Annotated in this window: 23 protein-coding genes; 16 read left to right on the top strand and 7 right to left on the bottom strand. The window is 66.4% G+C overall.

Features of this window, described 5'->3' with window-relative positions:
• Window positions 1-526 precede the first annotated feature (526 nt).
• Both GJV80_RS21265 and GJV80_RS21270 read left to right on the top strand, forming a co-directional pair.
• Window positions 527-1,009 (top strand): cation:proton antiporter regulatory subunit, encoded by a 483-nt coding sequence (locus GJV80_RS21265; RefSeq protein WP_154689604.1) that lies wholly within the window; start codon window positions 527-529, stop codon window positions 1,007-1,009.
• 3 nt (window positions 1,010-1,012) lie between these two features.
• Window positions 1,013-2,200, top strand: a complete 1,188-nt coding sequence (locus tag GJV80_RS21270) for a cation:proton antiporter (protein ID WP_154689605.1) — start codon at window positions 1,013-1,015, stop codon at window positions 2,198-2,200.
• 52 nt (window positions 2,201-2,252) lie between these two features.
• Here the strand turns inward: GJV80_RS21270 and GJV80_RS21275 are convergent, their stop codons facing one another.
• Together GJV80_RS21275 and GJV80_RS21280 are read right to left on the bottom strand one after the other, a co-directional pair.
• Window positions 2,253-3,545: an SLC13 family permease gene (locus GJV80_RS21275; RefSeq protein ID WP_154689606.1), complete on the bottom strand. Its 1,293-nt coding sequence runs from the start codon at window positions 3,543-3,545 to the stop codon at window positions 2,253-2,255.
• Window positions 3,542-4,099 carry a hypothetical protein gene (locus GJV80_RS21280; RefSeq protein ID WP_154689607.1) on the bottom strand — a complete coding sequence of 186 codons (558 nt, stop codon included), beginning with the start codon at window positions 4,097-4,099 and terminating at the stop codon, window positions 3,542-3,544. The genes GJV80_RS21275 and GJV80_RS21280 overlap by 4 nt, the downstream gene beginning before the upstream one ends.
• A 138-nt stretch (window positions 4,100-4,237) precedes the next feature.
• Here GJV80_RS21280 and GJV80_RS21285 point away from each other — a divergent pair, with 138 nt between their 5' ends.
• Window positions 4,238-5,227 (top strand): sensor histidine kinase, encoded by a 990-nt coding sequence (locus GJV80_RS21285; protein ID WP_154689608.1) that lies wholly within the window; start codon window positions 4,238-4,240, stop codon window positions 5,225-5,227.
• Window positions 5,224-5,898: a response regulator transcription factor gene (locus tag GJV80_RS21290; RefSeq protein ID WP_154689609.1), complete on the top strand. Its 675-nt coding sequence runs from the start codon at window positions 5,224-5,226 to the stop codon at window positions 5,896-5,898. The genes GJV80_RS21285 and GJV80_RS21290 overlap by 4 nt, the downstream gene beginning before the upstream one ends.
• A gap of 10 nt (window positions 5,899-5,908) precedes the next feature.
• Here GJV80_RS21290 and GJV80_RS21295 read toward each other — a convergent pair whose 3' ends face one another.
• From GJV80_RS21295 to GJV80_RS21310, 4 genes are all read right to left on the bottom strand, one after another.
• Window positions 5,909-7,741, bottom strand: coding sequence for a hypothetical protein (locus GJV80_RS21295; protein WP_154689610.1), 1,833 nt, complete (start codon window positions 7,739-7,741; stop codon window positions 5,909-5,911).
• An 86-nt stretch (window positions 7,742-7,827) separates the two neighbouring features.
• Window positions 7,828-8,262, bottom strand: a complete 435-nt coding sequence (locus tag GJV80_RS21300) for a hypothetical protein (protein WP_154689611.1) — start codon at window positions 8,260-8,262, stop codon at window positions 7,828-7,830.
• A complete protein-coding gene (locus GJV80_RS21305; protein ID WP_154689612.1) occupies window positions 8,263-8,640 on the bottom strand; it encodes a cupin domain-containing protein in 378 nt (125 codons plus the stop codon).
• Window positions 8,641-8,769: 129 nt separating this feature from the next.
• Complete coding sequence (locus tag GJV80_RS21310) at window positions 8,770-9,831, bottom strand: Gfo/Idh/MocA family protein (RefSeq protein ID WP_154689613.1); 1,062 nt, start codon at window positions 9,829-9,831, stop codon at window positions 8,770-8,772.
• 497 nt (window positions 9,832-10,328) lie between these two features.
• On the opposite strand from GJV80_RS21310, the gene GJV80_RS21315 reads away from it, so the two are divergent.
• From GJV80_RS21315 to GJV80_RS21365, 11 genes are read left to right on the top strand one after another with little or no spacing between them, the layout of a single operon-like run.
• Complete coding sequence (locus GJV80_RS21315) at window positions 10,329-11,450, top strand: sugar ABC transporter substrate-binding protein (RefSeq protein WP_195909058.1); 1,122 nt, start codon at window positions 10,329-10,331, stop codon at window positions 11,448-11,450.
• A 29-nt stretch (window positions 11,451-11,479) separates the two neighbouring features.
• Complete coding sequence (locus tag GJV80_RS21320; RefSeq protein ID WP_154689615.1) at window positions 11,480-12,391, top strand: carbohydrate ABC transporter permease; 912 nt, start codon at window positions 11,480-11,482, stop codon at window positions 12,389-12,391.
• Complete coding sequence (locus GJV80_RS21325; RefSeq protein WP_154689616.1) at window positions 12,391-13,335, top strand: carbohydrate ABC transporter permease; 945 nt, start codon at window positions 12,391-12,393, stop codon at window positions 13,333-13,335. The genes GJV80_RS21320 and GJV80_RS21325 overlap by 1 nt, the downstream gene beginning before the upstream one ends.
• Window positions 13,336-13,344: 9 nt before the next feature.
• Complete coding sequence (locus GJV80_RS21330; protein ID WP_154689617.1) at window positions 13,345-15,420, top strand: hypothetical protein; 2,076 nt, start codon at window positions 13,345-13,347, stop codon at window positions 15,418-15,420.
• A 9-nt stretch (window positions 15,421-15,429) separates the two neighbouring features.
• Window positions 15,430-16,440: a LacI family DNA-binding transcriptional regulator gene (locus GJV80_RS21335; RefSeq protein ID WP_154689618.1), complete on the top strand. Its 1,011-nt coding sequence runs from the start codon at window positions 15,430-15,432 to the stop codon at window positions 16,438-16,440.
• Window positions 16,437-17,201, top strand: coding sequence for an SDR family NAD(P)-dependent oxidoreductase (locus GJV80_RS21340; RefSeq protein ID WP_154689619.1), 765 nt, complete (start codon window positions 16,437-16,439; stop codon window positions 17,199-17,201). Before GJV80_RS21335 ends, GJV80_RS21340 begins: the two co-directional genes overlap by 4 nt.
• Window positions 17,201-18,397, top strand: coding sequence for a CaiB/BaiF CoA-transferase family protein (locus tag GJV80_RS21345; protein WP_154689620.1), 1,197 nt, complete (start codon window positions 17,201-17,203; stop codon window positions 18,395-18,397). Before GJV80_RS21340 ends, GJV80_RS21345 begins: the two co-directional genes overlap by 1 nt.
• Complete coding sequence (locus tag GJV80_RS21350; RefSeq protein ID WP_154689621.1) at window positions 18,394-19,179, top strand: enoyl-CoA hydratase/isomerase family protein; 786 nt, start codon at window positions 18,394-18,396, stop codon at window positions 19,177-19,179. Before GJV80_RS21345 ends, GJV80_RS21350 begins: the two co-directional genes overlap by 4 nt.
• Window positions 19,180-19,196: 17 nt before the next feature.
• Complete coding sequence (locus tag GJV80_RS21355) at window positions 19,197-20,042, top strand: SMP-30/gluconolactonase/LRE family protein (protein ID WP_195909059.1); 846 nt, start codon at window positions 19,197-19,199, stop codon at window positions 20,040-20,042.
• Window positions 20,039-21,046: an NAD(P)-dependent oxidoreductase gene (locus GJV80_RS21360; protein ID WP_154689623.1), complete on the top strand. Its 1,008-nt coding sequence runs from the start codon at window positions 20,039-20,041 to the stop codon at window positions 21,044-21,046. Before GJV80_RS21355 ends, GJV80_RS21360 begins: the two co-directional genes overlap by 4 nt.
• Before the next feature lie 14 nt (window positions 21,047-21,060).
• Entirely contained in the window at window positions 21,061-22,221 is a 1,161-nt protein-coding gene (locus GJV80_RS21365; RefSeq protein WP_154689624.1) for an ABC transporter substrate-binding protein, read from the top strand.
• 3 nt (window positions 22,222-22,224) lie between these two features.
• Here the strand turns inward: GJV80_RS21365 and GJV80_RS21370 are convergent, their stop codons facing one another.
• Complete coding sequence (locus GJV80_RS21370; protein WP_195909060.1) at window positions 22,225-23,460, bottom strand: endo-1,4-beta-xylanase; 1,236 nt, start codon at window positions 23,458-23,460, stop codon at window positions 22,225-22,227.
• Between the two features lie 349 nt (window positions 23,461-23,809).
• On the opposite strand from GJV80_RS21370, the gene GJV80_RS21375 reads away from it, so the two are divergent.
• Window positions 23,810-24,535 carry a PIG-L deacetylase family protein gene (locus GJV80_RS21375; RefSeq protein ID WP_154689626.1) on the top strand — a complete coding sequence of 242 codons (726 nt, stop codon included), beginning with the start codon at window positions 23,810-23,812 and terminating at the stop codon, window positions 24,533-24,535.

The following is a 24,535-nucleotide window of genomic DNA, read 5'->3' on the forward strand; positions in this document are numbered from 1 at the left end:
CGCCCGCCCCTCCTCGTACGCAAGGTCAAAGTTTGATCCCGGGGTCGTTGTCATCGGCGTGTCGGAGCCGCGGGATCAAACTTTGACCTTCGTGGTTTGGGGGTTGGGCGGATCCGATCTTGCCGGCGGCTCGCGCAGCCAAGGAGTCACCGCCCGTCCGTATGCGAGGTCACCGTCGCTCCTCCTCGTACGCAAGGTCACCGTCGCTCCTCCTCGTACGCAAGGTCAAAATTTGATCCTGGGGTCGTTGTCATCGGCGTGTCGGAGCCGCTGGATCAAACTTTGACCTTCGCGGTTGGGGCGGCGTGGTTGGGGCGGGGTGGTCTGGGGCGGGGTGGTTGGGGCGGGGTGGTCTGGGGTGGGGTTGGGACGGGGTGGGGTGGGGTGAGGTCTGGACGGCGTGGGGCGGCGGGCCGGCGCGTGGTTGGGGACGGGATTGGGGGGACGGGGCCGGGCCGGGATGCCGACGGCAGCTTGGAATGAACGGTTAGGGTCGGGTGGTTGCATAGTTGGAGGTGTTGGACCCATGGAGGTCGAAGAGGTCAAGTTGCCGGGCGTTGGGTTGCGTCGGGATTTCCTCTGTCTGAGCGGGCAGCGCGTTGGTGTCCTGTCGAAGAAGACCGGTGAACGGCAGCTGATCGTCTACGACGACGCCGATCCGGATGCTGTGCTGGTGAGCGTCGAGATGGATGCCGAGGAGGCCAGTGTGCTGGCCGAGCTGCTGGGTGCGCCCCGGGTGATCGAGCGACTGGCGCGACTCAGGGAGCAGGTCGAGGGCCTGGCGACCGCCGGGATCCCGATCTCGCCCGAGTCGCCGTACGTCGAGCGGACGCTGGGCGATGCCGAGATCCGCACCCGGACCGGCGTGTCCATCGTCGCAGTCGCCCGTCGGGACGGCGTCGAGGTGTCGCCGCGGCCGAACTTCGTGTTCCAGGCCGGCGACAAGGTGATCGTGGTCGGCACCGACGACGGCGTGAAAGCCGTCGACGCAATCCTCAATCCGAGCTGACGCATGGGTCATGGCAACCTGACCCAGCTCCTCCTTGAGATCGGTGCGGTCCTCTTCGCCCTGGGCATGCTCGCCCGGCTGGCCGGCAAGTTCGGACTGTCCCCAATCCCGCTCTATCTGTTGGCCGGATTGGCCTTCGGCAGCGGTGGTTTCCTACCGATCAACGCGCCGACCGGATTCTTCGCCGCGGGTTCTGAGATCGGCGTCATCCTCCTGCTGCTGTTGATCGGTCTTGAGTACACCGCAGAGGACCTGGTCGCGAACCTCCGAACGCAGGCACCGGCGGGCCTGGTCGACCTTCTGCTCAACGGTCTACCCGGGGTGGCCTTCGCCGTGATCATGGGCTGGGGCGTCACCGAGGTCGTGGCGATGTTCGGCATCACCGCCATCAGCTCGTCCGGGATCGTCTCCAAGGTGCTGGTCGATCTCGGTCGGCTCGGCAACCGGGAGACTCCGGCCCTGCTGAGCATCCTGGTGCTTGAGGATCTGGCGATGGCGGTCTATCTGCCGATCCTCACCGCCCTGGCCGCTTCGGCCGGTGGACTGCCGGCCGCCGTCTCGGTGGTCATCGCGCTGGCCGTGCTGGTGGTGGTCCTGATCGTCGCCCTGAAGTTCGGGCCGGTGGTGACGAAACTGGTCATCTCCCGGTCGAATGAGGTGATGCTGCTGCGGATGGTCGGGCTGGCGCTGCTGGTCGCCGGAGCCGCCGAAGCGGCGAACATCTCTGCGGCCGTCGGGGCGTTCCTGCTCGGGATCGCGTTGTCCTCCGACGTGGCCGAGCGGATCCACCGGATCCTCGAACCACTGCGTGACCTGTTCGCCGCGGTGTTCTTCGTCTTCTTCGGCCTGTCCACCGACCCCAGGCAACTGCCCAGCGTGCTGCTGCCCGCTCTCGTGCTGGCCGCGATCGGGATCGCCACCAAGTTCGGGTCCGGCTGGGTCGCCGGCCGTCGGGCCGGTATCCGCAAGCCCGGCCGGCTGCGTGCCGGCGCTGCGCTGGTGCCGCGAGGCGAGTTCTCGATCATCATCGCCGGACTGATCGGATCTGCCGCCGCGCCGGAGCTGGCCCCGTTGACGGCGGCGTACGTCTTGATCCTTGCCGTAGTCGGACCGTTGGCGCCACGCGTCGCCGAGCCGCTCATCAAGCGTTTTGCCACGACCCGGAGGCGGCCGTCCAGCCCGCGCCGATAGCCGAGGAGCCGGTCGGTGCGGCGCTGAACGGCGACGCCTCACGCGCATCGGATCACGCCAGAACGAAGTAGCGCAGCCAGACATACACCCAGGCCATGGCGATCGTCGCCGCAGTCACGACGATGCCGTACTTGGTGAATTGCCAGAAGCTGATCGGCTCACCCGCCTTGGCCGCGATGCCGAGGACCACGACGTTCGCGGCGGCGGCGACCGCGGTGGCATTGCCGGCCAGGTCCGCGCCGAAGACGAATGCCCACCACAGCGGGCTCGCCGCGCCGGTCACCCCGGTCGACGCGACCATCTCCTCCACGATCGGCACCATCGCGGCGGTGTACGGGATGTTGTCGACGAACGCGCCGATCACCGCGGACCCGACCAGCAGCACCGACGACCCGAGAAGTTGATCACCGGCCATCAGGCCTGCCGCCAGCTGCCCGAGCCGGCCGATCACACCGACCTCGACCAGTGAACCGACCAGCACGAAGAGCGCCATGAAGAACGCCAGGGTCGGCCACTCGACGTCCGACAGGAATTCCTTGGGGCTGCTTCGCGCGGCCAGCACCATGGTGCCGGCGCCGAGCATCGCAACGATCGACGGATCGAAATGTGTCGCCGTGTGCAGACTGAACGCCACCATCACCGCGCCGAGAACGATCAGGCATTTCACCAGCAGCCGCTTGTCGGGGATCGCGTCGGACGGCCTGCCGACACCCATCGCCAGCTCAATGTCCACCATGCCTTTCAGCTGGTTGCGGAAGAGCAGCCGCAACAGCAGGATCAGCCCGACCATCATGATCACGGTCAGCGGCAGCGCGTGGACCAGGAAGTCGTCGAAGGTCAGGCCGGCTCGACTCCCGATGATGATGTTGGGCGGATCGCCGATCAACGTCGAGGTGCCGCCGATGTTCGATGCCAGGATCTGGCTGATCAGGAAGGGTGCCGACGGAAGACCCAGCCGCCGGCACACCGACAAGGTGATCGGAGCGATCAGCAGCACCGTCGTGACGTTGTCCAGGATGGGTGAGAACACCGCAGTCACCATGACCAGCAACACCATCAACCGCGCCGGCCTGCCGCCGGAGGCTCGTGCCGCCCAGAGCGCCATGAACTCGAAGAGACCGGTCCTGCGCAGTACGCTGACGATGATCATCATGCCGAACAGCAGGAAGATCACGTTCCAGTCGATGCCGGTCTCCTGGTCGAAGAAGGCGCTTTCGGCCGAGACCAGCCCGATCATGGTCATCGCTCCGACCCCGCCGAGGGCCGCCGCGACCCGGTGCACCTTCTCCGTGGCGATCAAGGCGTAGCTGATGAGGAAGATCACCACGGCGGCGGCGACGATCATCGATCACCACCCGCCCGCTCGGGAAGGAGCAGGTTGATCTCCGCGATCTTGAACTCCGCCACGCGCACCAGACCGTCAGCGAATCTCCGGTCGATCAGGGCTGCGCGCAGCCCGCTGGTCGGATCCCGCAGGTCTGTCACCTCGCGACTGGCCGCCAGGCGGCTGACGGTCAGCCACAATTCGTCGGCCACCCTCGGGATCGGGTCACCGTGCGGCGAGCCGATCGGCGGGGGCGACAGGTCGAGCGTGACCTCGGCCAGCACACGGACCTCGGCGCCGTCGCGGGTGTGCGCGCGAACCTGAAGGCGTTCCTCCACCGGTCCGGTCGGCCACTCGACAACCCGTTCGACCAACGGAAGCCGCATCGCCGTCCGACCCGGCGGGAGGCGCCGTACCTGGTTCCCGCGGATCACCACCGGCCGGTGTCCTGGCGGAACCCGATGAGCCGTCGCCGTCAGGACCACGACCACGACAATGGTGAGCATGAGCACGACAAACAGCGCATCCGACTGCGCCGGGGTGACTTCCATCGGTGCCAGGGCAGGGAACAACACGTGACCTCCTGAAGACGTGCACGGCCCGTTCGGGTCGGCATGGTTGGGGGCTTACCTGAAGTCAATGTCGAAGAGCGCCAAAAGCGAATGGGTGCTGCCACCCATTCCGGGGTTGGCAGAGCGTGGGACGCTTGCGACATGGGAAGGCACCAGCTGTCGCTGTATTGGAAGGTCTGCCTGACCAACGGCGTGGTCTTCCTGGTCGGCACGTCGGCACTCGCGGTGGCGCCGATCGGGGTGTCGGAACAGGTCCTGGTCTCCGAGGCGGTCGTGCTGGCGATCGGCCTCGGGGTGATGTTCGGACTGAATGCGCTGCTGCTCCGTTTCAGTCTGGCGCCGGTCGACCGGGTCATCCGGGAAATGGATTCGGTCCGGGTTCCCGAACCCGGTCACCGACTGGCCGACCCGGGCTCGGGCGCCGGCGCCCGGCTGGTGCACAGCTACAACGCGATGTTGGACCGGCTGGAAGCCGAGCGCAGCCGGAGCAACGCCCAGGCGTTGGCGGCTCAGGAGGCGGAGCGACACCGGATCGCCCAGGAACTGCACGACGAGATCGGCCAGAGCCTTACGGTGGTTCTGCTCGGGCTCAAGCAGTTGGAGACGAAGGCCCCCGATCAACTCTCCGAGGAGATCGATCTGATCCGTGAGTCGGCCCGGACCGGCCTGGACGACGTCCGACGAGTTGCCCGGCGACTGCGTCCGGGTGTTCTGGACGATCTCGGCCTGCACAGCGCCCTGGCTGCACTGTGCACCGATCTGTCCATGATCAACGCGGTGCATGTCCGGAGGATCTTCGGCCGTGGCATACCGCCGTTGAACAAGGAGACGGAACTGGTGATCTACCGGGTCGCACAGGAGGCGCTCACCAACGTTGCCCGACATGCCGGTCCGGCCAACGTCACGCTGTCGTTGACCAAGATCGGGAACAACGCGGTCCTCGAGGTGATCGACGACGGCCGGGGCCAGGACACCATCGTCCCCGGCTCGGGGATCCTCGGCATGCGGGAACGCGCAGCGCTGGTCGGCGCCGAGCTGACCGTCACATCTGCGGCCCGCAGAGGGACGCGGGTGATGCTCAGCGTCCCGATCGATCCCGGCGAACAGAGCAGCGCGGAGCAGAGATCATGATCACGTCACACCGAACCCCGGGCGAGTCGATCCGGATCATTCTCGCCGATGATCATCAACTGGTGCGCCGCGGCATCCGCCTGATCCTGGAGTCCGAACCCGATCTCGAAGTCGTCGGCGAAGCATCCGACGGTGCCGAAGCCGTCGAGCTGATCCGGACCGTGGAATGCGATCTGGTGATCCTCGACGTCTCGATGCCACGGATGACGGGGCTGCAGGCCGCCCGGGAGATCGCCCGCCGCACCGGCGGCCCGCGGTTGTTGATGTTGTCGATGCACGACAACGAGCAGTACTTCTTCTCTGCGTTGCAGGCCGGCGCCAGCGGCTATGTGCTCAAGTCGGTGGCCGACGAGGACCTGGTACGAGCCTGCCGCGCCGCGATGCGCGGTGAGGCCTTCGTCTATCCCGGTGCGATGCGCGCCCTGGTCCGGGACTACCTCGCCCGGTTGCGACGCGGCGAACAGGTGCCGACAACGCTGATGACGCCTCGCGAGGACGAGGTGCTGAAGTTGATCGCCGAGGGTTACTCCTCGAAGGAGATCGCCGAGACGCTGGTGATCAGCATCAAGACGGTCGAGCGGCACCGCGCCAACATCATGAGCAAACTCGGGATGCGCGATCGCACGCAGGTCACCAGGTACGCGATCCGTGCCGGTCTGATCGAACCGTGAAGCCGGCGGTTCAGACCGCCGGCTCATCCAGGATCCAGACCGGGTGATCATCGCCCGGCTGGTAGCTGCACTCGGCCCCGTTGTGGACCGACGACCGGAGATGTTCGGCCAACTCGGCATCCCGTTGCTCGATGCGGTCCAGGGCGACGCTGATCGCCTTGCTGACAGCGACGCGCGCTCTCTCGGCGGTGGAGCTGGTGGGCCGCAGCCTGCCGCCGATCCCGGTGGACTCCGCCACCTGATCGAGCAGAGCGGAACGCTCCTGACCGAGTGATTCCATGCGGGCAAGATCGGACCAGTCCTCGGCCTCGGCCAATTCCTCCTCGATGGCGGCCAGCCGGGCCCGGTACGCCGCCAGGGCCCGGCCGTCGATCACGGTGTCCACAGCGGGTTGTACGACAGTCCGGGTGCCGCCGCCGGCCAGGTCGACGGCCGGGATCCAGCTCCCCGGCCGGGACAGCAACATCCGCAGATACTGGAATCCGCGGAGCCCGCGGAACGGCCGGCCGTCGCCGGCTCCGATCAGCCAGAGGTCACCGGCGATCGGGTGCAGATGTACCGTCGTCGCCGGCGTGGTTGCCGGCGTGGTCACCGGCGCCGAACCGGGCGTTCGGCCGGGCGCCCAGGCCTGCAACCGGTCGTACCACCAGCGGGCGCCGAGCCGGATGTAACCGGTGAGCGCCCGGTCCCGCAACGCCTTGGCACGATCAAGATCACCGGTGATCTCGGCTGCTCGCGCCAGCGTGTCGTCGGTGAGGCCGTGAAAGTTCACGGCGCCGGCATTGAAGACCGCGCGACCCTCGTACGGGCCGAGCAGTCGCGCCGCCGTCTCCACCACCTCGCGTGATCCGGCGGCTAACGCCGCCTCCAGGGTCGCCTGCAGGGTGAGTAACCAGTTGACATCCCGGGGCAGTTCCTCCAGCACTCTGCCGCGAAGTGTGTCGACCAGTCGTTCGGCATGGTCAAGACGGTCGGCGCCGATCCACAGCCACGCCGCCTCTGCGCAGACCTCGGCGGCTCCCTCGGCCAGCGCGAACGCCTCGGCTTCAGCCGCGACCCGGGCACAGGTGTCGCGGTCACCGGCGATCACCGCTGCGTACCCTCTCATCGCCAGCACCACCATCCAGGCGTCGGCCAGACCACTGGCCCCAGAACACGAGTCGGCGGTGTTGATCAACTGTTCGGCGGTGTCGGTGCGGCCGCAGAGCAGGTCGTACATCAGCCGCCGTGAGGCGGCGAAGAAACGGGCCCGCGGTGACTCGCTGCCCAGTCGTTCCAGCGCTCGCAGATGGCGATGCAGCGACTGGATGTTGAGGGTCTCGCAGGCGACCTGCAATCCCCACAGATGTGCTTGGAGACGGCTGTTCGGCGCCAGAACGTGCGCGGCCACCTCGTCCAACCGCGTGCCGAGCCGTGACCTGAGCTCAAGATCATCCGGTCCCCAGTGGCAGGCCAGCATCGCATCCAGTGCGTCCGCCACCAGTTCCGGGTCCGCCGACCGCTCGGCACGCTCGAGTGCCTCGGCCGCGAAGAGGGCAGCCCGGGAGGCCTGTCCGCCGTAGGTCCAGCAGTGGGCCAGAGCGGCCGCGACCCGCGAGCGATCGGCATCCTCGGTGGTCCTGACCAGCAGGTCGTACAGCTGGGCCGGCAACCGCCCCGGGTCGGTGCCGAACACATGCAGCGACGCCGCGCCCAGGCACGCCCGGATCCACAACTGGAGATCACCCGATGTCCGGGCGACCGCGATCGCCTCGTCATAGAGCGCGGCGGCATCGTCCTCCCGTCCGGCCGCGCGCTCGTGGTCGGCGCGGTCGAGCAGGTCGATCACCGCAGGTGCGCTCATCGGTGTTCCTGGCTGTCCTGATCGGGCGACGGACCGACATCGCCCAGAACTCCATTGTGACGCCGGTCCGTCGTTGTGAGCGCCGTTCAGGGCCGTTGCAGGGTGACCTCCTGCGCGTGTCGCTGCTGGGTGGCCTCGTCCCAGTCACCGGTGCAGGCGACCGCGAGTTCGACGATCCGACCGCCGCCGACGTCGGCCCGGAGCATCTCGCGGCAGTACCAGTGCTGTCCTGCGTACTGCCACCGCTCCTCGAAGGACATCACGAAGCCGCGGTCGGTCTGCTCGACCCGTTCCACGCGGACCGAACCCGGTCCGTCGGTCGGGTGGTTGTCGGCGCGCACCGCGGCCAGACCTTCGCGGGAGTCGGTCTGCAGCCGCCACTGCGGCAGCGAGATGTCGGCGAAGCAGTCCGGGGCGAAGGTGCCCTCGGCACCCTCCGACGTCTCCAACCACCGCACCAGGTCGGCCACCGGGCGGGTGATGTCGATCCCGTCCGCCCGTGACGCTTGCGTGGTCGTCATTCAGATCACCGCCGCGTCGTGCAGGTTCTTCTCCAGAACCGACATCAGTTCCGACAGCTCCTCGGTCGTGCTGAACTCGACGACGCTGGTGCCGGCCGTGACCAGCGGCAGGTGTCCGGGTGGTGCGTAGTACGCATCGCCCTCGGTGTAGGTCTCCATCCGGTCGGGCCACCGGAACGTGATCCGGCCCGCCGTCACGATTCCCCAATGTTCACAGGGACAACGATCGTCGGGCAGACCGCCGAAGTACGGTGCCGGATCGAGATCCTGTTTGTAGGTCTCGAAGCCGACGGTGAACTTCCCGAGATCGCGGTACCGGCCCTCGACGGGCGCGATGTCGATGGCCACCTCGGTGGTCATCCTGTTTGCTGCGGGCATGGCTGCCTCCTTGGACTGGTGGTTCACAGTGCCCGACGAGTTCGATCCGAGCTCGTCGATCACCTGTGCTGCGTGACAGTCCGGGGAACACCCGTTCCCGCAGTGGTTACAGCGGCTGCCTCCGACGCTTCACTTGTCGAGGTGGCGGACGAGTTCGGCGAACAACCGAAGATCGGAGACGAAGTCCTCCGGGCTCGTCTTCGGCTGTTCCCCGGCGACGACGCAGTGATGGAAGTATTCCCACTCGTAGGTGTAGGGATCCTTCAGGTGGGGACGTCGGACGGTCCGAGTGATCGCATCGCCGCTGGTCTGCTCGATCTCCAGGGTGGTCGCCAGATGCCGGACGTAGGGGGTGTCGTACTGGACCCGGAAACTGGTCGTGTCGGTGAACACCTCGAGATGGGCGTCGAATCGCAACTGCTCGTCCACGCCGGTCTCGTAGGCCACAACGAAGTCGTCGTAGTCCAGCAGGGCGGTGATGTAGCCGCCATCGCGCCACTGTCGGGCGGCGTGCACACCGCGGGCCGGGCCGAGCAGTTCCCGCATCGCGGAGAGGTCGTGACTGCCGAGCCCGCACAGCAGCCGGTACGCGTTGGCAACCGCGGACGGAACGTCGCCGATGGCATCGGTCACCAGCGCCCGGGCCCGGGCGCTGCGGTCCTGCATCGCCGACTGCGGCAGATCGCCGGGACGCACCACCGAGGAGGTCTGGTCGATGATCAACTGGTTGCGCCCGATGACGTCATGGACCCGGGCGAAGTTGACCCGACCAAGGCCGGGCAACAGTTCCTTGGCCTCGAGGAAGGCGGGGGCGAAGCGGCGCATGTATCCGACCATCACGGTCACACCGCTCTGGTCCCGGGCGTTGATGATCTCCTCGGCCTCGCGCGGGGAGAGGCACATCGGCTTCTCGACCAGCACATGCAGCCCGTGCCGCGCAGCGTCGACAACCGCCTCGGCGTGGTACTCGTCGCTGCTCAGCACCAGGACGGCGTCGATGTCACCGGCCTCGATCAGTTCGGCGCTGGTGGCGTAGCGGTTCGGGATCCCGAACCGGTCGCCGACGGTCTGCAGCAGCCGCGGGGAGAGATCGCACGCCGAGCGGACCTCGAACAGTTCTGGCAGCCCGGCCAGCAGCGGCAGGTGGACCACCTGGGCCACCTCGCCGAGGCCGATCACACCGAGTCTCATGATCTCTCCCTTCCCAGCACCATGATGTCCCAATCGATTTGGAGCCTGTCCTGCGGGAGGTTAGCCCCTCGACCGGCTTTTCGGAAGATGTCCGACGATCTCCGACGCGTGCGACAACGGACGGCGCTTCGCCGGATTGCTTGTCAGTAACGGACTCCGTCGACCCGTTGACAGTCCGGGCGGGGCTGACCTACGGTGTGCAAGTCGATTTGCACAACTTGGGGACGCCGGGGTCCCGATGCGACGGCCGGTGTGCCCGGGTCGTCAGCACAAGTTTCGACCGGTCAGGAAGAGGTCCTGAGATGGTGACAAAGTCGTCTCGTCGGTTGGTCGCCGCTGCTGTCTCCGCATTGTCCCTGTGTACGGCTCTGGCGGCCTGTTCGGTCGGCACGAAGCCCGGGACAACTCCTGCGGGGAAAGCGACGCCGCACAAGGTTTCCACCCCGACCCAGAAGGTGACGATCAGCTTCGCATCCTGGGTGGGGGATCAGCCCACGATGAAGAAGCTCTACGCCGGGTTCCACAAGAAGTATCCGAACATCACGGTGACGTTCAACAACATCCCCGCCGACTCGGAAGCGCAGAAGCTCGTCACCATGGTGGCCGGAGGGACGGCGCCCGATGTCGCCTACATGGACGGTGGAAGCGTCTCGGATTTCGCGTCCAAGGGCGCGCTGGTGAACCTGGAGAGCTACATCGCCGGCAGCACGGTGGTCAAGAAGGATGACTACGTCGCCAACTTCACCGAGAACGCGATCTACAACGGCTCGATGTACGGGTTGCCGTTCGACGCGGAGACCACCGGGCTGTTCTACCGGAAGGACCTGTTCGAGCAGGCCGGGATCGGCGGCCCGCCGAAGACCTTCGCCGAGATGGAGGCCGATGCGAAGAAGCTGACCAACCCGTCCAAGAAGCAGTACGGCATCGCGATCTTCGGACCGGAGTCGGGCTACTACGTCCAACCGTTCGTCGCCTCCGCCGGTGGCCAGTTGCTCTCCGATGACGGGAAGAAGGCGATGATCGACTCGCCCGAGGCGATCCGCGGGGCGAGCTTCTACACCGGCCTGGCCAAGTACGCACCGCCGGCGTACCTGAACTCGAACTCCTACGACGGGCGGGTGGCCTTCGAGCACGGCGAGGCGGCGATGTACATCGCCGGCTCCTGGTTCGGTGGCTCGCTGATCGGTGAGGCACCGAAGATCAGGGACAAGTGGGCGACCGCGCCGCTGCCCCAGGACAAGGAGTGCGCTACCCAGGTCGCCGGTGACAGCCTGGTGATGTTCGACCAGTCCAAGAACAAGGATGCCGCGTGGCTGTGGCTGCAGTATCTGTCGAGCAAGGAGAGCCTGCGGACGTGGAACGTCGGTCAGGCCGACAGCACCGAACTGCCGCCGATCAAGTCCCTGTTGACCGATCCGAACAGCTTCAAGGGCAAGGAATGGCTGAAGTCCTTCGCGGACATGATGTCGTGCAAGATCATCACGACGAACAGCCCGCAGTGGGGGCAGATCCAGGACCGGCTGAACTCGAATCTGACCAAGGTGGTCTACGGGAAGATGACCGCTGAGGCGGCCATGCAGGACACGCAGAAGTACGCGACCAAGCTGATCGGCGGGTAACCGTGGCCGTACCTACCGCTGGGACCTCGGTGTCCAGGAGCCGGTCCAACCGGCTCCGGCACCAGGCCAGGCGGGAATGGAGTGCGTACGCCTTCCTGTCGCCCGGTCTGATCCTCTTCACGGTGTTCACCCTGTTCGCACTGGCATTCTCGTTCTACCTGAGCTTCCACTCCTGGTCGATCATCGAGCCGTACAAGCCTTTCGTCGGCTTCCAGAACTACCGGGATGCATTCGTCGATCCCGACCTCGGCCAGGCGGTGATCAACACCGCCTACTTCACCGTGGCGTCCATCCCGCTGACCATGGCGTCGGGGCTGTTGATCGCCCTGATGCTCAACGCCAGGATCTGGGGCCGCTCGATCTTCCGGGCGATCTTCTATCTGCCGGTGATCACGCCGATCGTCGTCTCGTCGATCGTCTGGAAGTTCATCTACAGCGGCGACTACGGGATCCTCAACTACTACCTGGAGCGCCTCCGGTTGATCGACCAATCGATCAACTGGCTGTCCGACCCGAACCTTGCCATGCCGGCGGTGATCATCATGGCGGTCTGGAACAATCTCGGGTTCGCCATGGTGATCTATCTGGCCGGGTTGCAGTCGATCCCGCAGCACTATTACGAGGCGGCTCGGGTGGACGGCGCCAACAGCCGGCAGCAATTGACCAGGATCACCATCCCGCTGCTCGCACCGTCGACACTCTTCCTGCTGGTCACGTCGGTGATCGGTTCCTTCCAGGTCTTCACCCAGATCTTCATCATGACCAACGGAGGCCCGATCGGCCGCACCAACACGATCGTGTACTTCATCTATCAGGCCGCGTTCCAGTTCTTCAAGATGGGCTACGCGTCGGCGCTATCGGTGTTGCTGATGCTGATGCTCGGCGTGTTCACCATCCTGCAACTGCGCTTCTACCGCACTGACACCGGAGGGAACGGCTGATGGCGCTGACCCGACCGAGGCCTGTGGTCGCCGCCCGACCCGGCACCCCGTCGGCGCATCGCCGGCACAAGAGGGTGACGCCCCAACAGGTCATCCTGCTCGTCGTCCGGTATCTGATCCTCCTCGCTGGGGCGATCATCTGCATCGTGCCGTTCTTCTGGATGGTCAGCGCCTCGTTCCAGCATGAGGGAGACATCTTCAGCTGGCCGATCCAGTGGATCCCGAGGAACCCGACGTTGGGCAACTACAGATCCTTCTTCGGCACCGGCGGTCACATCGGCACCTGGCTGGCCAACACCACCCTCGTCGCGGTGGTGACCACGGTGGCCCAACTGTTCCTCGATTCGCTGATGGCCTACGCCTTCGCCAAACGACGGTTCCCCGGCCGTAAGTGGATCTTCGGTCTGTTCCTGGCCACCTTGCTGGTGCCCGGCCAGATGACGATCATCCCGAATTACCTGATCCTGAAGCACATTCCGTTCGCCGGTGGCAACGATGCGCTCGGCCAGGGCGGACACGGTTGGCTCGACTCCTACGCGGGGTTGATCGTCCCGGCGGTGGTGAGCGCGTTCGGTATCTTCCTGATCCGCCAGTACATGCTGAGTATTCCCGATGAGTTGCTCGATGCCGCCAGGGTCGAGGGCGCCTCGGAGTTCCGGATCTTCTGGTCGATCGTCATGCCGTTGTGCAAACCGGTCCTGGCGGCCAGCGCGATCTTCACCTTCGGCTACTTCTGGAACGACTTCTACTGGCCGCTGATCGTGATGAGCAGCCCGGAGCACTACACGTTGTCCCTCGGACTTGCGCTGTTCATCGGCGCGCACAAAACGGCCTGGACACTGTTGATGGCAGGCTCGGTGATCGCGACGATCCCAGTGCTGATCGTGTTCCTGATCTTCCAGCGCTACTTCGTCAGCGGCATCGCGATGACCGGGATCAAGTGAGAGGTGACCGTGGAACGGGGAGTGTATTTCGACGGCTGGTTCCCGCGACAGCACTGCTATCACCCGAGTCTGCCTCCGCGGCGGCTGACCATGATCGACGACCTCAGCGCCTACCGGGCAACCATGTTGGTCTGGTCGGCGCTGGGCGGCGGCGTGGTGTCGCTTCCGTATCTGGAGGAGGAGGCGCACGGCCAGGTGCCACCCAGGTTCCGGTTCTACGGCTTCCTCAACGATGCCGAGTTCATCGCCGAATGCAGCCGGCGGGGCATCACCGTGTTCGGAGTCGTCTTCGAGCATGCCTGGGAATTCCCGGTAGAACTCAACGACGACGAGTCTGCTGTGCTGGCGATGAACGAGACCCGGGGTGCAGGCAAGCCGGGCTGGCTCGGCCTCAGGGAGTTCTGGCAGAACCGGTACCCCAAGATCTGGGCCTCCTTCGAGTCGTACTTCCCCGACGGGATCCGCGATGCCGACGGGCAGCCGGTGATCGATCCGTTGGAGGAGTGCGCCCAGCGCAACATCCACGGCGAGCCGCTGCACGCGCTCTGGATCGAGGTGCCGGGTGCGGAGCATTACAACATCATGATGGAACGCAACAACCCGGTCTGGCGTGAATACCTCAAGGGGGTGATCCGGACCCAGATCGACGCCGGGGTCGACGGCATACAGTTCGACGAGGCCGAGACCCCGATCACGTCCCTACAGTACGGCGGCTGCTTCTGTCACACCTGCATGAAGGGTTTCCGGACGTTCCTCCAGCAGTCGCCCGTCAGACCACCCGAACTCACCGATGAGGACCTGACGACCTTCCACTACGGCGAGTGGCTCTTGTCCCGAGGCTACGACTTCACCACCAATCGCGAACAGACCCCGCTCTTCGATGCCTACATGAGCTTCCAGCGCCGCAACATCGTCACCTACTTCGGTGAGCTGGCCGACTACGCCCGGGAGTATGCACGCCAACAGGGTCGACAGATCAAGATCACCGGAAACTTCTTCAACCTCTTCGAGCACTACTACCCGATGCGTGAGAAGGTCGACGTGCTCGTCACCGAGATGCGCAACACCACCCATCGGCAACCGGCCTGGTATCGGCACGCGGCCGGCTTCGGCGGCGAGAAGCCGGTGGTCGTCGTCGAGAATCCCTATGGTGGCGTCGTTCCGGATCTGTTGAAGGCGCTGCAGGCCGGACGCGAATTCGACCGGTTCCGGATGTCGATCTATGAGGCCGCAGCGCTGGGCGTGAACATGAGCCTGCCGTACGGGTCCTGGATGGGCAGCGAGATCGAGGACGCCTTCTACGCACCGGACGAACTGTGCATCGAGGCCGGCAACTTCCTCGCCGACCACGAAGACCTGTTCGCCACAACAAGCTACTCCCGCCAGGCCGTGATCTTCAGCGCGGGCAGCGCCTTCCGTCGCGTCGCCCCGCCGGATCTGATGGGTGACACGGGTGACAACCGGGAGAACCGGCAGATCGCCGATCGCGGCCCGTTCTGGACCGCGGCGGAGGCGTTGAGCGACGCCGGCCACGTCTACGACGTGGTCTATTTCCCCGACGACACCCTCGGCAATGATCACATCACCGCCGACGCCCTCGACCAGTACTCGACGGTCGTCCTTCCCGGCTGCAGCTATCTGACCGACGGCCAGACCGCAGCAGTCGTGCGGGCCCTGGATCGCGGAGCGCAGGTGATCGCAGCCGACGACCTGTGTTCCGACCGGCCGGAGATTACCGAGCATCCGGCCCTGCAGCGGGTCGCTCAGCCGGCCGACGTAGCGGAGGCGGTCGAGCGGCAGCTCATCGGTCCGGAGCTGAGCGAGGCGGCGTACACGATCGCCCGGCTTCCGGACGGAGATGCCGCCATCCACCTGATCCGCTACGACTACGACCCGGTGACCGATACTGTTCCGGTGCTCGATCACGCCCGGCTGGAGGTCACCCTGCCCGAAGGTTTCACCCGGGTCACCGCCTTCAGCCCCGATGATGGTTTCCGTGCCGACCTGACCTCCGTGGACGGACAGACCTACCGGCTCAGACTGGACAACGTGCCGCTGTACGGCATTCTTCACCTGTCGAGGTAGGAGCCGCGGATGCCGACACAGCCACGAATGGCCCGAGTGACGATCAAGCAGGTCGCTGAACATGCCGGAGTCAGCGAGACCACCGTGTCACATGTGCTGACCGGCAACCGGCCGGTCGCCGAATCAACCCAGGAGCGGGTCCGGCGCGCCGTCAAGGAGGTGGGCTACCGGCCGAACAGCGTCGCCCGCAGCCTGCGCAGCCAACGATCCATGACGGTGTCCTTGATCATTCCTGACCTGATCAACCCGTTCTACACGGTATTGGCCCGAGGGCTCGCCGACGCACTGGACGCCGACGGCTACCGGGTGATCATCTGCAACACCGACGGGTTGCGGGATCGTGAACAGGACTTCATCGACGATGCGCTGGACCGTCGGGTCGACGGGATCGCGATGACCTCCTATCACCTGGCGACCTCGGAGGTGCAGCGGGTGATCGACCTCGGGGTGCCGATCGTCTGTATGGGCGAGAGCATCGACCATCCCAGCGTCGACCGGGTGATGACCGACGGTGAGCAGGGCGCGTGGGATGCGACCCGGCACCTGCTGTCCCGGGGCGCAAGCCGGATCGCCATGATCGCCGGCAGCAGGGACCTGAACAACGACCGGATCAAGGGCTACCGCAGCGCCCTGCGGTCGGTGGGCCGACGGGCATCGCGCAAGCTGGTCGGCTACGGCGATTGGACCAGGGACGGTGGCCGGAATGCCATGCGGGGACTGATCGCCATCGACCCGAAGATCGACGGCGTCTTCTGCGGCAACGACCTGATGGCCATCGGTGCCATGGACGCATTGGCCGAACTCGGGCGCTCGATACCCGAGGATGTCGCCCTGGTCGGCTTCGACGACATCGAGGCCGCCTCACTGGTCAGCCCGGCGCTGACCACGATCGCCAACCCCGCCTACGATTCCGGCCGGATGACGGGACAGGTTCTGTTGAAGCGAATGCTCGGCGAGCGCACCGGCGCGCGGACGATCACCGTGCTGCCGTGTGACCTCCAGGTACGGGAGTCCGCATGAGTCTTGACGAGAAGGTCTGCTTGGTCACCGGTGCGGCAACCGGGATCGGCGAGGCGATCGCCGAACGGCTGGCCGCCCTGGGCGCGACGGTCTGCCTGGCCGACATCGACGGCGCCAAGGCCGGTGCCGTCGCAGAACGGATCGGCGGTCACGCCTGGACCGCCGACGTCTCCTGCAGCGCCGATGTGCAGCGGTTCGTCGACGAAGCAGCCGGCCGGTTCGGCCGGATTGACGCGATCGTCAACAACGCTGGGATCGCCGTCGGCGGGACCGTCGCGGACACCACGGAGGAGGACTGGCAGCGTGTGCTCGCCACCAACCTCACCGGTGTCTGGTTGGGCATGAAGTACGCCCTGCCCCACCTGCGACGCACCACGGGATGCATCGTCAACATGGCGAGTGTGCAGGCACTGGTAGGACTGCCGGGCTGGGCGGCGTACGCGGCGACCAAGGGCGCGATCATCGCGCTCACCCAACAGGCGGCGGTGGAATACGGGCCCGAAGGCATCCGGGTCAACTGCCTCGCTCCGGGAACGATCATGACGCCGATGAACGAACGCATCTTCGCCAGCGCCTCCGACCCGGATGCGCTGATCGAGAGCTGGAACTCCTCCCATGCGCTCGGCCGCTTCGGGCAACCGGGCGAGGTGGCGACCGCCGCCGCCTTCCTGGTCAGCGACGACGCATCCTTCATCACCGGAACCTGTCTGCGGGTGGACGGCGGGCTGACCATCCTGGGACCGACCGGACGGGCGGACTGATGACGACCGATGCTGATCACCGCCCTGCGGCACTCGAGGGAATCCGGGTGCTCGACTTCACCCAGATGATGTTGGGCCCGTTCGCCACCCAGATCCTCGCCGACCTCGGCGCCGATGTGATCAAGATCGAACGGCCGGTCGTCGGCGAGTGGGAACGAAGCCTGGAATTCGCCGGCGAACTGGTCGACGGCGACTCCGCGGCGTTCGTCGCGATGAACCGCAACAAACGGTCGGTGGCCATCGACCTGAAGGCCGCCGGTGCACGCGAGGCACTGCTCAAGCTGGCAGCGACCTGTGACGTCGTGGTCGAGAACTTCCGACCCGGAGTGATGGATCGGCTGGGTCTGGGCTACGACGACTTCCGCGCGGTTCGCCCGGACATCGTCTACTGCTCCGGATCCGGCTGGGGGCAACGCACCAAGTACGCCGCGATGAACCGGCCCGGCCAGGACCTGTTGATCCAGGCGGCGACCGGCCTCGCCGCCAACACCGGCTCCGCCGCCGACCCGCCCACCGCGGCAGGCACGTCGATGTGTGACGCGACCGGGGCACTGACCCTGGCCAACGGCATTCTCGCGGCTCTGCTGGCCAGGGCACGGCACGGCATCGGGCAACGCGTCGAAGTCGATCTCTTCCATGCAACGATGGCGATCCTGTGCCAGGAGATCTCGGCGATGACGAACCTGGGCATCGACTTCAGCCGATCCCCGGCCGGGGTCGGGCAGCCCTGGCTGTCCGCACCGTTCGGGATCTACCGCACGGCCGACGGCTGGATCGCCCTGGCCATGGGCGATATCGGCGTCGTCGCGGAGGTCTTCGATGATCGGCTGGTGGCGGGGATGGATCCCTGGCTGGACCGTGACGCGATCAAGCAGAGGCTGGACGCGGCCACGCCGACGCGTGCTACCGATGACTGGCTGCAGGCGATGCTGGCCGCCGGGCTATGGGCCGCACCGGTGCGTACCATGAAACAGGCGATGGACGAGTTGATCACCGACGAATCGGACCTCGTCGTCGAGGTCGAACATGCCGGCGGGCGCACCCTGCGTCTGCTGGGTTGCCCGATCACGCTGTCCGAAACCCCGTGGCGGCAACGATTGCGGCCGCCGACCGTTGGCGAACACACCCACGACATCCTGGCTGCCGTGCTCGACGACGCCGAGCTCACAGCCCTCCAGAAGGCCGGCGCGCTGTGACCCGGATCCATGATCACCTGGTCGAGGAGCGACGCGATCAGCTTGCCGTGCTGCGGATCGACCGCGAAGCGGCACTCGGCGCTCTCTCCGGTGACCTCGTCCGGGCACTCGGAGAGTACCTGGACGTGTTGCGCACCGACGAGCGGGTCCGCGTGTTCGTGCTCACCGGAACCGGGAAGGGTTTCATCGCCGGCGCGGACATCAGCGAGTATCACGGCGTCACGGCCGAAGAGTTCGCCGACTACCAGCAGCTCAGTCGTCGGGTGTTCGGTGCCCTGGAGTCCCTGCCGCAGCTGACCATCGCCGCCGTCAACGGCTACGCGCTGGGCGGTGGGTTCGAAATCGCCCTGTGTTGCGATCTCATCCTCGCCGCGGACCGGGCGCGCTTCGGTCTGCCCGAGGTGAAACTCGGTCTGCTGCCCGGAGGCGGCGGAACGCAACGGCTGACCCGGGACGCGGGAGTCCGGTTCGCGACCGAGGCCGTCGTCACCGGCCGGTTCCTCGGCCCGGAGGAATTGCAGCAGCGCGGTGTCGTCTCCGCGATCCATCCCGCTGCCGACCTGCTGGACAAGGCGATCGAGCTCGCCGAGGACATCGCCGCGAAGCCGCCGCTGGCGGTCGCCGCCGCCAAGCAGTTGATCAGATCCGCGGTCGGGACGCCGCTGCAGGAGGGGCTGACGGCAGAACACCAGGTGCTCTTCGACCTCTTCGCGACCGCCGATGCGGCAGAGGGCATCAGCGCGTTCCTCGACAAGCGACAACCGCGGTTCGTCGGCAGATGACTGGGGGAGATGATCACGTGCGCGTATTCACCGACGGCATGATCACCGAACCGCGGCTGGCCCATCCCGAGGGATTGGCCGTCGATCGGGACGGCTTCGTCTGGTGCGGCGGAGAGCTGGGTCAGATCTATCGCATCTCACCGGACGGGACTGAACGCGAGGTCGTCGCGTCCACCAACGGGTTCTGCCTGGGCATGGCCTTCGACGCGACCGGCGACCTGTTCATCTGTGATCTTGCTCATGCGGCGGTGTACCGGCTGGAGGTCCGATCCGGGTCGCTGACCAGCTTCGCGACGGGCGTCCCGGGGCATCGGCTCCGGATCCCCAACTATCCCGCCTTCGACTCCTCCGGACTGCTCTACGTCTCCGACAGCTGGCAGATGCGCGAGCCCGGACCGGGCATCCTGCGCTTCCGACCGGACGGCTCGGGAGACCTGTGGCATGCCGGCCCCTTCGACTTCGCCAATGGGCTCGCGCTCGACCAGTCGGCCGGCCTGCTCTATGTCGCCGAGACCTTCGGCCAGCGGGTGTCGGCCATCGAGATCCGCGCCGACGGGTCGGCAGGGGAACGAACCGTGCTGGCCGAGCTGCCGGAGGACTATCCCGACGGGTTGGCCGTCGCGACCGACGGATCGGTGTTCGTCGGCTGCTACCAGCCCAGTCGCATCCTGCGGATCGATCCGTCCGGCGCAGTGCGCACGGTGGCCGAGGACGTCAGTGCGCATCTCCTGGCCCATCCCACCAACCTCGCCTTCACCACCGACGGCCTGCTCGCCGCCAACCACGGACGGTGGCACCTGACCCACCTGGAGACCAGCCACCGTGGCGTGCCCCTACCACCGACCCGACAGGAGAACCAGTGACCGACAAGCCGTCCGTCCTCGTCGACCCGCACTTTCGCCGGATGGACGAGATCTTCTCGCCCGACGACCGGGAGCGACTCGACCGAACCGTTGAGGTGATCTGGGGCAGGGACGAGCCGATGCCCGTCCACGAGGCCACGGACGCGCTGTCGAGCGCCCGAGCCGTCATCTGCTCCGGGTGGCGCTACGGGCCCGTCCCGTCCGGGCTCCGGGCGATCATCGACGTCTCGGGAGCCTTCCCGTCCGGCCTGGACTACCAGAGCTGCTTCGCCCGCGGGATCCGGGTGCTGTCCGCAGCGCCGGCCTTCGGCCCCCAGGTGGCCGAGATGGCGCTCGGCCTGGCCCTTGCCGTCGGCAGGGAGATCGTCGACGGCGATGCGGCGATGCGCGCCGGAGCCGAGAAGTGGCTGCATGCCGGCAACGAGACGACGGTCCAGCTGTACGAGCAACCGGTCGGCATGATCGGATACGGCAGCCTCGCCAGGTCGCTGCGGCCGTTGTTGGCGCCGTTCCGGTGCTCGCTGTCGGCCTACGACCCCTGGCTCAGCGACGGCTTCCTGCGCAGTCAGGGCGTGCAACCGTTGACCCTGCCCGAGCTGCTCAACAGCTCGCAGGTGATCTTCGTCCTGGCGTCGCCGACGATGGAGAACGGTGCCCTCCTGTCCCGGGAGATGCTTGAGCAGATCCGGCCAGGATCGACACTGATTTTGATCAGCCGTGCCCATGTTGTCGATTTCGACGCACTGACCGACCTGTTGCTGTCCGGCCGGTTCCGGGCGGGCATCGACGTCTTTCCCGACGAGCCGCTGGCCGCCGATCATCCGATCCGCTCCGCGCCCGGCACCGTCCTGTCCGCGCACCGGGCGGGCTCGGTCAAGGAAGGACTGTGGGAGATAGGCCGGATGGTCATCGACGACCTCGAGGCGATCGCCGCCGATCTTCCACCACAGCGTCTGCAGCAGGCCCAGCCAGAGTTGATCAATCGGCTGGTGCAGCATCGTTGATCACTCTCCGAGGAATGGCCTGGGATCATCCGCGTGGTGTCGACCCGCTGCGGGCCGCCGCAGAGCACTTCGGCCGATCCGTCGGTCTCCGGGTCGAATGGGATGCCCGTCCGCTCCGGGAGTTCGAGAACACACCGATCGACGTGCTCGGCCGGCGGTACGACCTGATCACCGTTGATCATCCGTTGATCGGGGATTCCTGTCGGCCACGGCCGGCGCTGCGCGATCTGACCGGTCTGGTGTCCCCGGCGGCACTCGCCGACCGTCGACGCGGATCACTCGGTCCCAGCTACGCGAGCTACCGCTGGCAGGGACATCAGTACGCGCTCCCCGTCGACGCCGCCGCGCAGGTCTGCGCGTACCGGCCGGACCTGATCGGCTCGGACCTGCCGCGGACCTGGGACGAGCTGACCGCCTGGGCGGCACGATCGCCGGCCGGGCGGTCGATCGCCATAGCGGCGAACCCCACGCATCTCTATCTCAGCTGGCTCAGCCTGTGCCATCAGTACGCTCCCGACGACGTGTTGCAGCCCGACGGGCGACCAGCCTGGTGGACTGAGGACGGCATCGATCCGGTGGTCGGCGAGGCTGCGCTCGCAGCGACCTACCGGCTCCTTGAGCTTTGCGATGGCGAGTCGCTGTCGCTGGACCCGATCGGGCTGCTGGACCGTATGGTGACCGGCGACCGGATCGGCTATGCGCCGTTGGTCTTCGGTTACTGCACCTACGGCCGTCCGACGGTGCGCCATCGGTTGAGGTTCGCCGCACCGCCGACATCCGACGGACGTCTGATCGGCACGGTTCTCGGCGGCGTCGGCATCGCCGTGTCCGCCCGATCGGACCATGCCGAGGCGGCCGCAGATTTCCTACGACGGATAACCAGCACCAGCTACCAGAGCACCGACTACGCGATCACCGGCGGCCAGCCCGCCGCCGCCGACGCCTGGACTACACCCGAAGTCAACCGACTCACCAATGACTTCTTCCGCGACACCCGGGAAACGGTACGACGCGGATTCCTTCGTCCACGGTTACCCGGCTATCCCAGCTTCCAGGTCGCCGCCGGTCGGCTGGTTCACCAGGCGGCTGTCCAGCGGGCACCCGTCCGGCAGGTCGTCACTGCGGTCAACGCGGCCTGGACCGAATTCTGTGCGGACGAGGCGCGGGATCCGTAACGGTCAGCGACCGAGCGGCCTCGGCGGCGCCCACTCCGGGCGGCGGTGCGGCGCCCGGGCCAAGGCGTTCCGGATGGCCGTGTAGGCCGGTTTCGGCTGCAGATCATCGTCGTACGGGCAGGGTCGCCGGAGGACGCCGTCGTCCCGCGGGTTGTCGTCGTTCTCCTCGGTCCAGCGATCGGAGAGCCCGTACTGGGTCACCGAGATCACCGCCTTCTCCTCCAGGACGGTGTCCAGGAAGCGCTGGTAGACATCGGCGACGCCGCGGTCGCGCGGCCCGATCGCTGCCGGCAGACCGTCATCGAGCACGTCCATCTCGGTGATCAGGATCTTCAGGCCCCGATCGGCCACTTCCCGCAGGAAGCGGCGGAATTCCTTGCGGTGGAAGCGATCGGCGAAGTCGGTGGCGAGCAGGTGCGCCTCGATCCCCAGGCCGTGCAGCGGCACCCGGTCGGCCAGCAACGTGTCAATCACCTCGAGCAACGCTCGTTGCCGCGGCACCGGCTCATCACCGTACTGGTTGACTGTGTCGAGGCCGAACTCGTTGATCAGCAGCATGGCGTGCGGATCCTGCTGGTGTGCCCGATGGAAGGCCTCCGCCACGTAGCTCGGGCCGATGGTGTTGTACCACGGCACATCGGTGCGGAGCCCATGATCACCTTCGGGATCGGTCACCTCGTTGCAGACGATCCAGGCGGCGACCCGTCCGCGGTAGCGGTGCACCATGGCCTCGACCGTCGAATACAGCACCGTCTCGGCGTCGCTGGCGGACATGCCCCACAGGTCGTCGTCGGTCCAGCCGTCGCCGAAGCCCTCGTCCCAGACCAGACCGGGTGCGCCGATGATCAACTGCCGGTTCGCCTCGGCGAACTCGACGATCATGTCGGGGTAGGTGAAGTCCAGGCCGGACGTCGGTGACGGCCGCAGGTGGTACCAGAGGAAGTCATCCTCCGGCCAGAGCATCGCCACCTCGCGCCGGAACAGCGCGGCGTAGTCCGGATCGTCGGCGTACATCCAGGTGGAGATCGAACCGGCATAGACGATGCCGTTCTTCCATGCGACCTCCCACAACGGGCTCGTGCCGTGATGATGCTTGCGATGGTGGTCCGGGTCCCGACGGTGAACGGGCTTCTGATGGTGGGCGGCGGCTGTCGCCGGGCCGACGATGGTACCGGCAGCCAGACCTGCCGCTCCGACGAGAACACCCCGGCGGGTCACAGTGCTGAGCTTGTCCGTCATGATCAGTTCCCCCAGGGGTCGTCCACGTTGACGTTCATCGGACATGCAAATCGACTTGGAAGAGACGGTAGGAGGCTGCTGCCGGTACGTCAAGGGTCGGGTTGGATTGCGCCGATTCCGGGGACCGCGGAGGCGCAGCTGCTGTCCGATGGGTGCGATTTCACAAATCGATTGGCATACAGGGTCGATTGGCAGACAGGTCGATTGGCAGACAGTTCGATTGGCAGACAGGTCGATTGGCATACAGTGATCACGGCTGTGCTCCGGGGACGACGCAGTGTGTAGGAGGAGAGCACCTTTGCGAGGAGATTGGTGCCCGCAAGGAGGCGGTGATCGCGAGGAGACAGGGATGTTGTTCACCGAGATCGGGTCTGCGCTGGTCGTGGTCGCTCATTGCGACGACGCCGAGTGGATGTTCGGCGGGGTGGTCGCCAAGCTGACGGACCGAGGTGTTCCGGTGAGCTACCTGGTCGTCACCGACGGGGCCAGCGGTGGTGTCGATCTCTCGGTCACCGACGAACAGCTGGCGGCGGTCAGGGCCGACGAGCAGCGGGCGGCTGCCGGCGTGCTCGGGGTGTCCGACGTGACGTTCCTCGGCTACCACAACGACGAGCTCGAGGTCAGTGTCGGGTTGAAGCGCGACATCGTCCACCAGATCCGGCGAGTCCGGCCGGATCTGGTGCTGACCTGGATGCCCAGCCGTCACCCGGAGGCTCCGATCGACTGGCTGCACGGTGATCATCTTGCTGTCGGCGAGGCCACGATGCAGGCCATCTATCCGGAGGCACTGATGCCGCGGATCCATTCCGAACTCGGAAAGGAAGGCCTGGCTCCACATACCGTCGGTGAGGTTTGGTATCCGGCCATGTCGGATGCCGACTGCTACATAGACGTCAGTGAGGTCGTCGAGGTGAAGATGGATGCGATCTGGTGCCATCACAGCCAGAACGGCGAAGCCAACGGCGACCGTACCTGGCTGTTCGAACGGCGCGTCGCCCCACCGATGCGATCGGCGGGCCGGATGCTCGCGGTTGCCTACGCCGAGCGGTTCCGACGCGTCGCCATCACCGGATGA

The organism is Microlunatus sp. Gsoil 973 (assembly GCF_009707365.1).
Classification (GTDB): Bacteria; Actinomycetota; Actinomycetes; order Propionibacteriales; family Propionibacteriaceae; genus Microlunatus.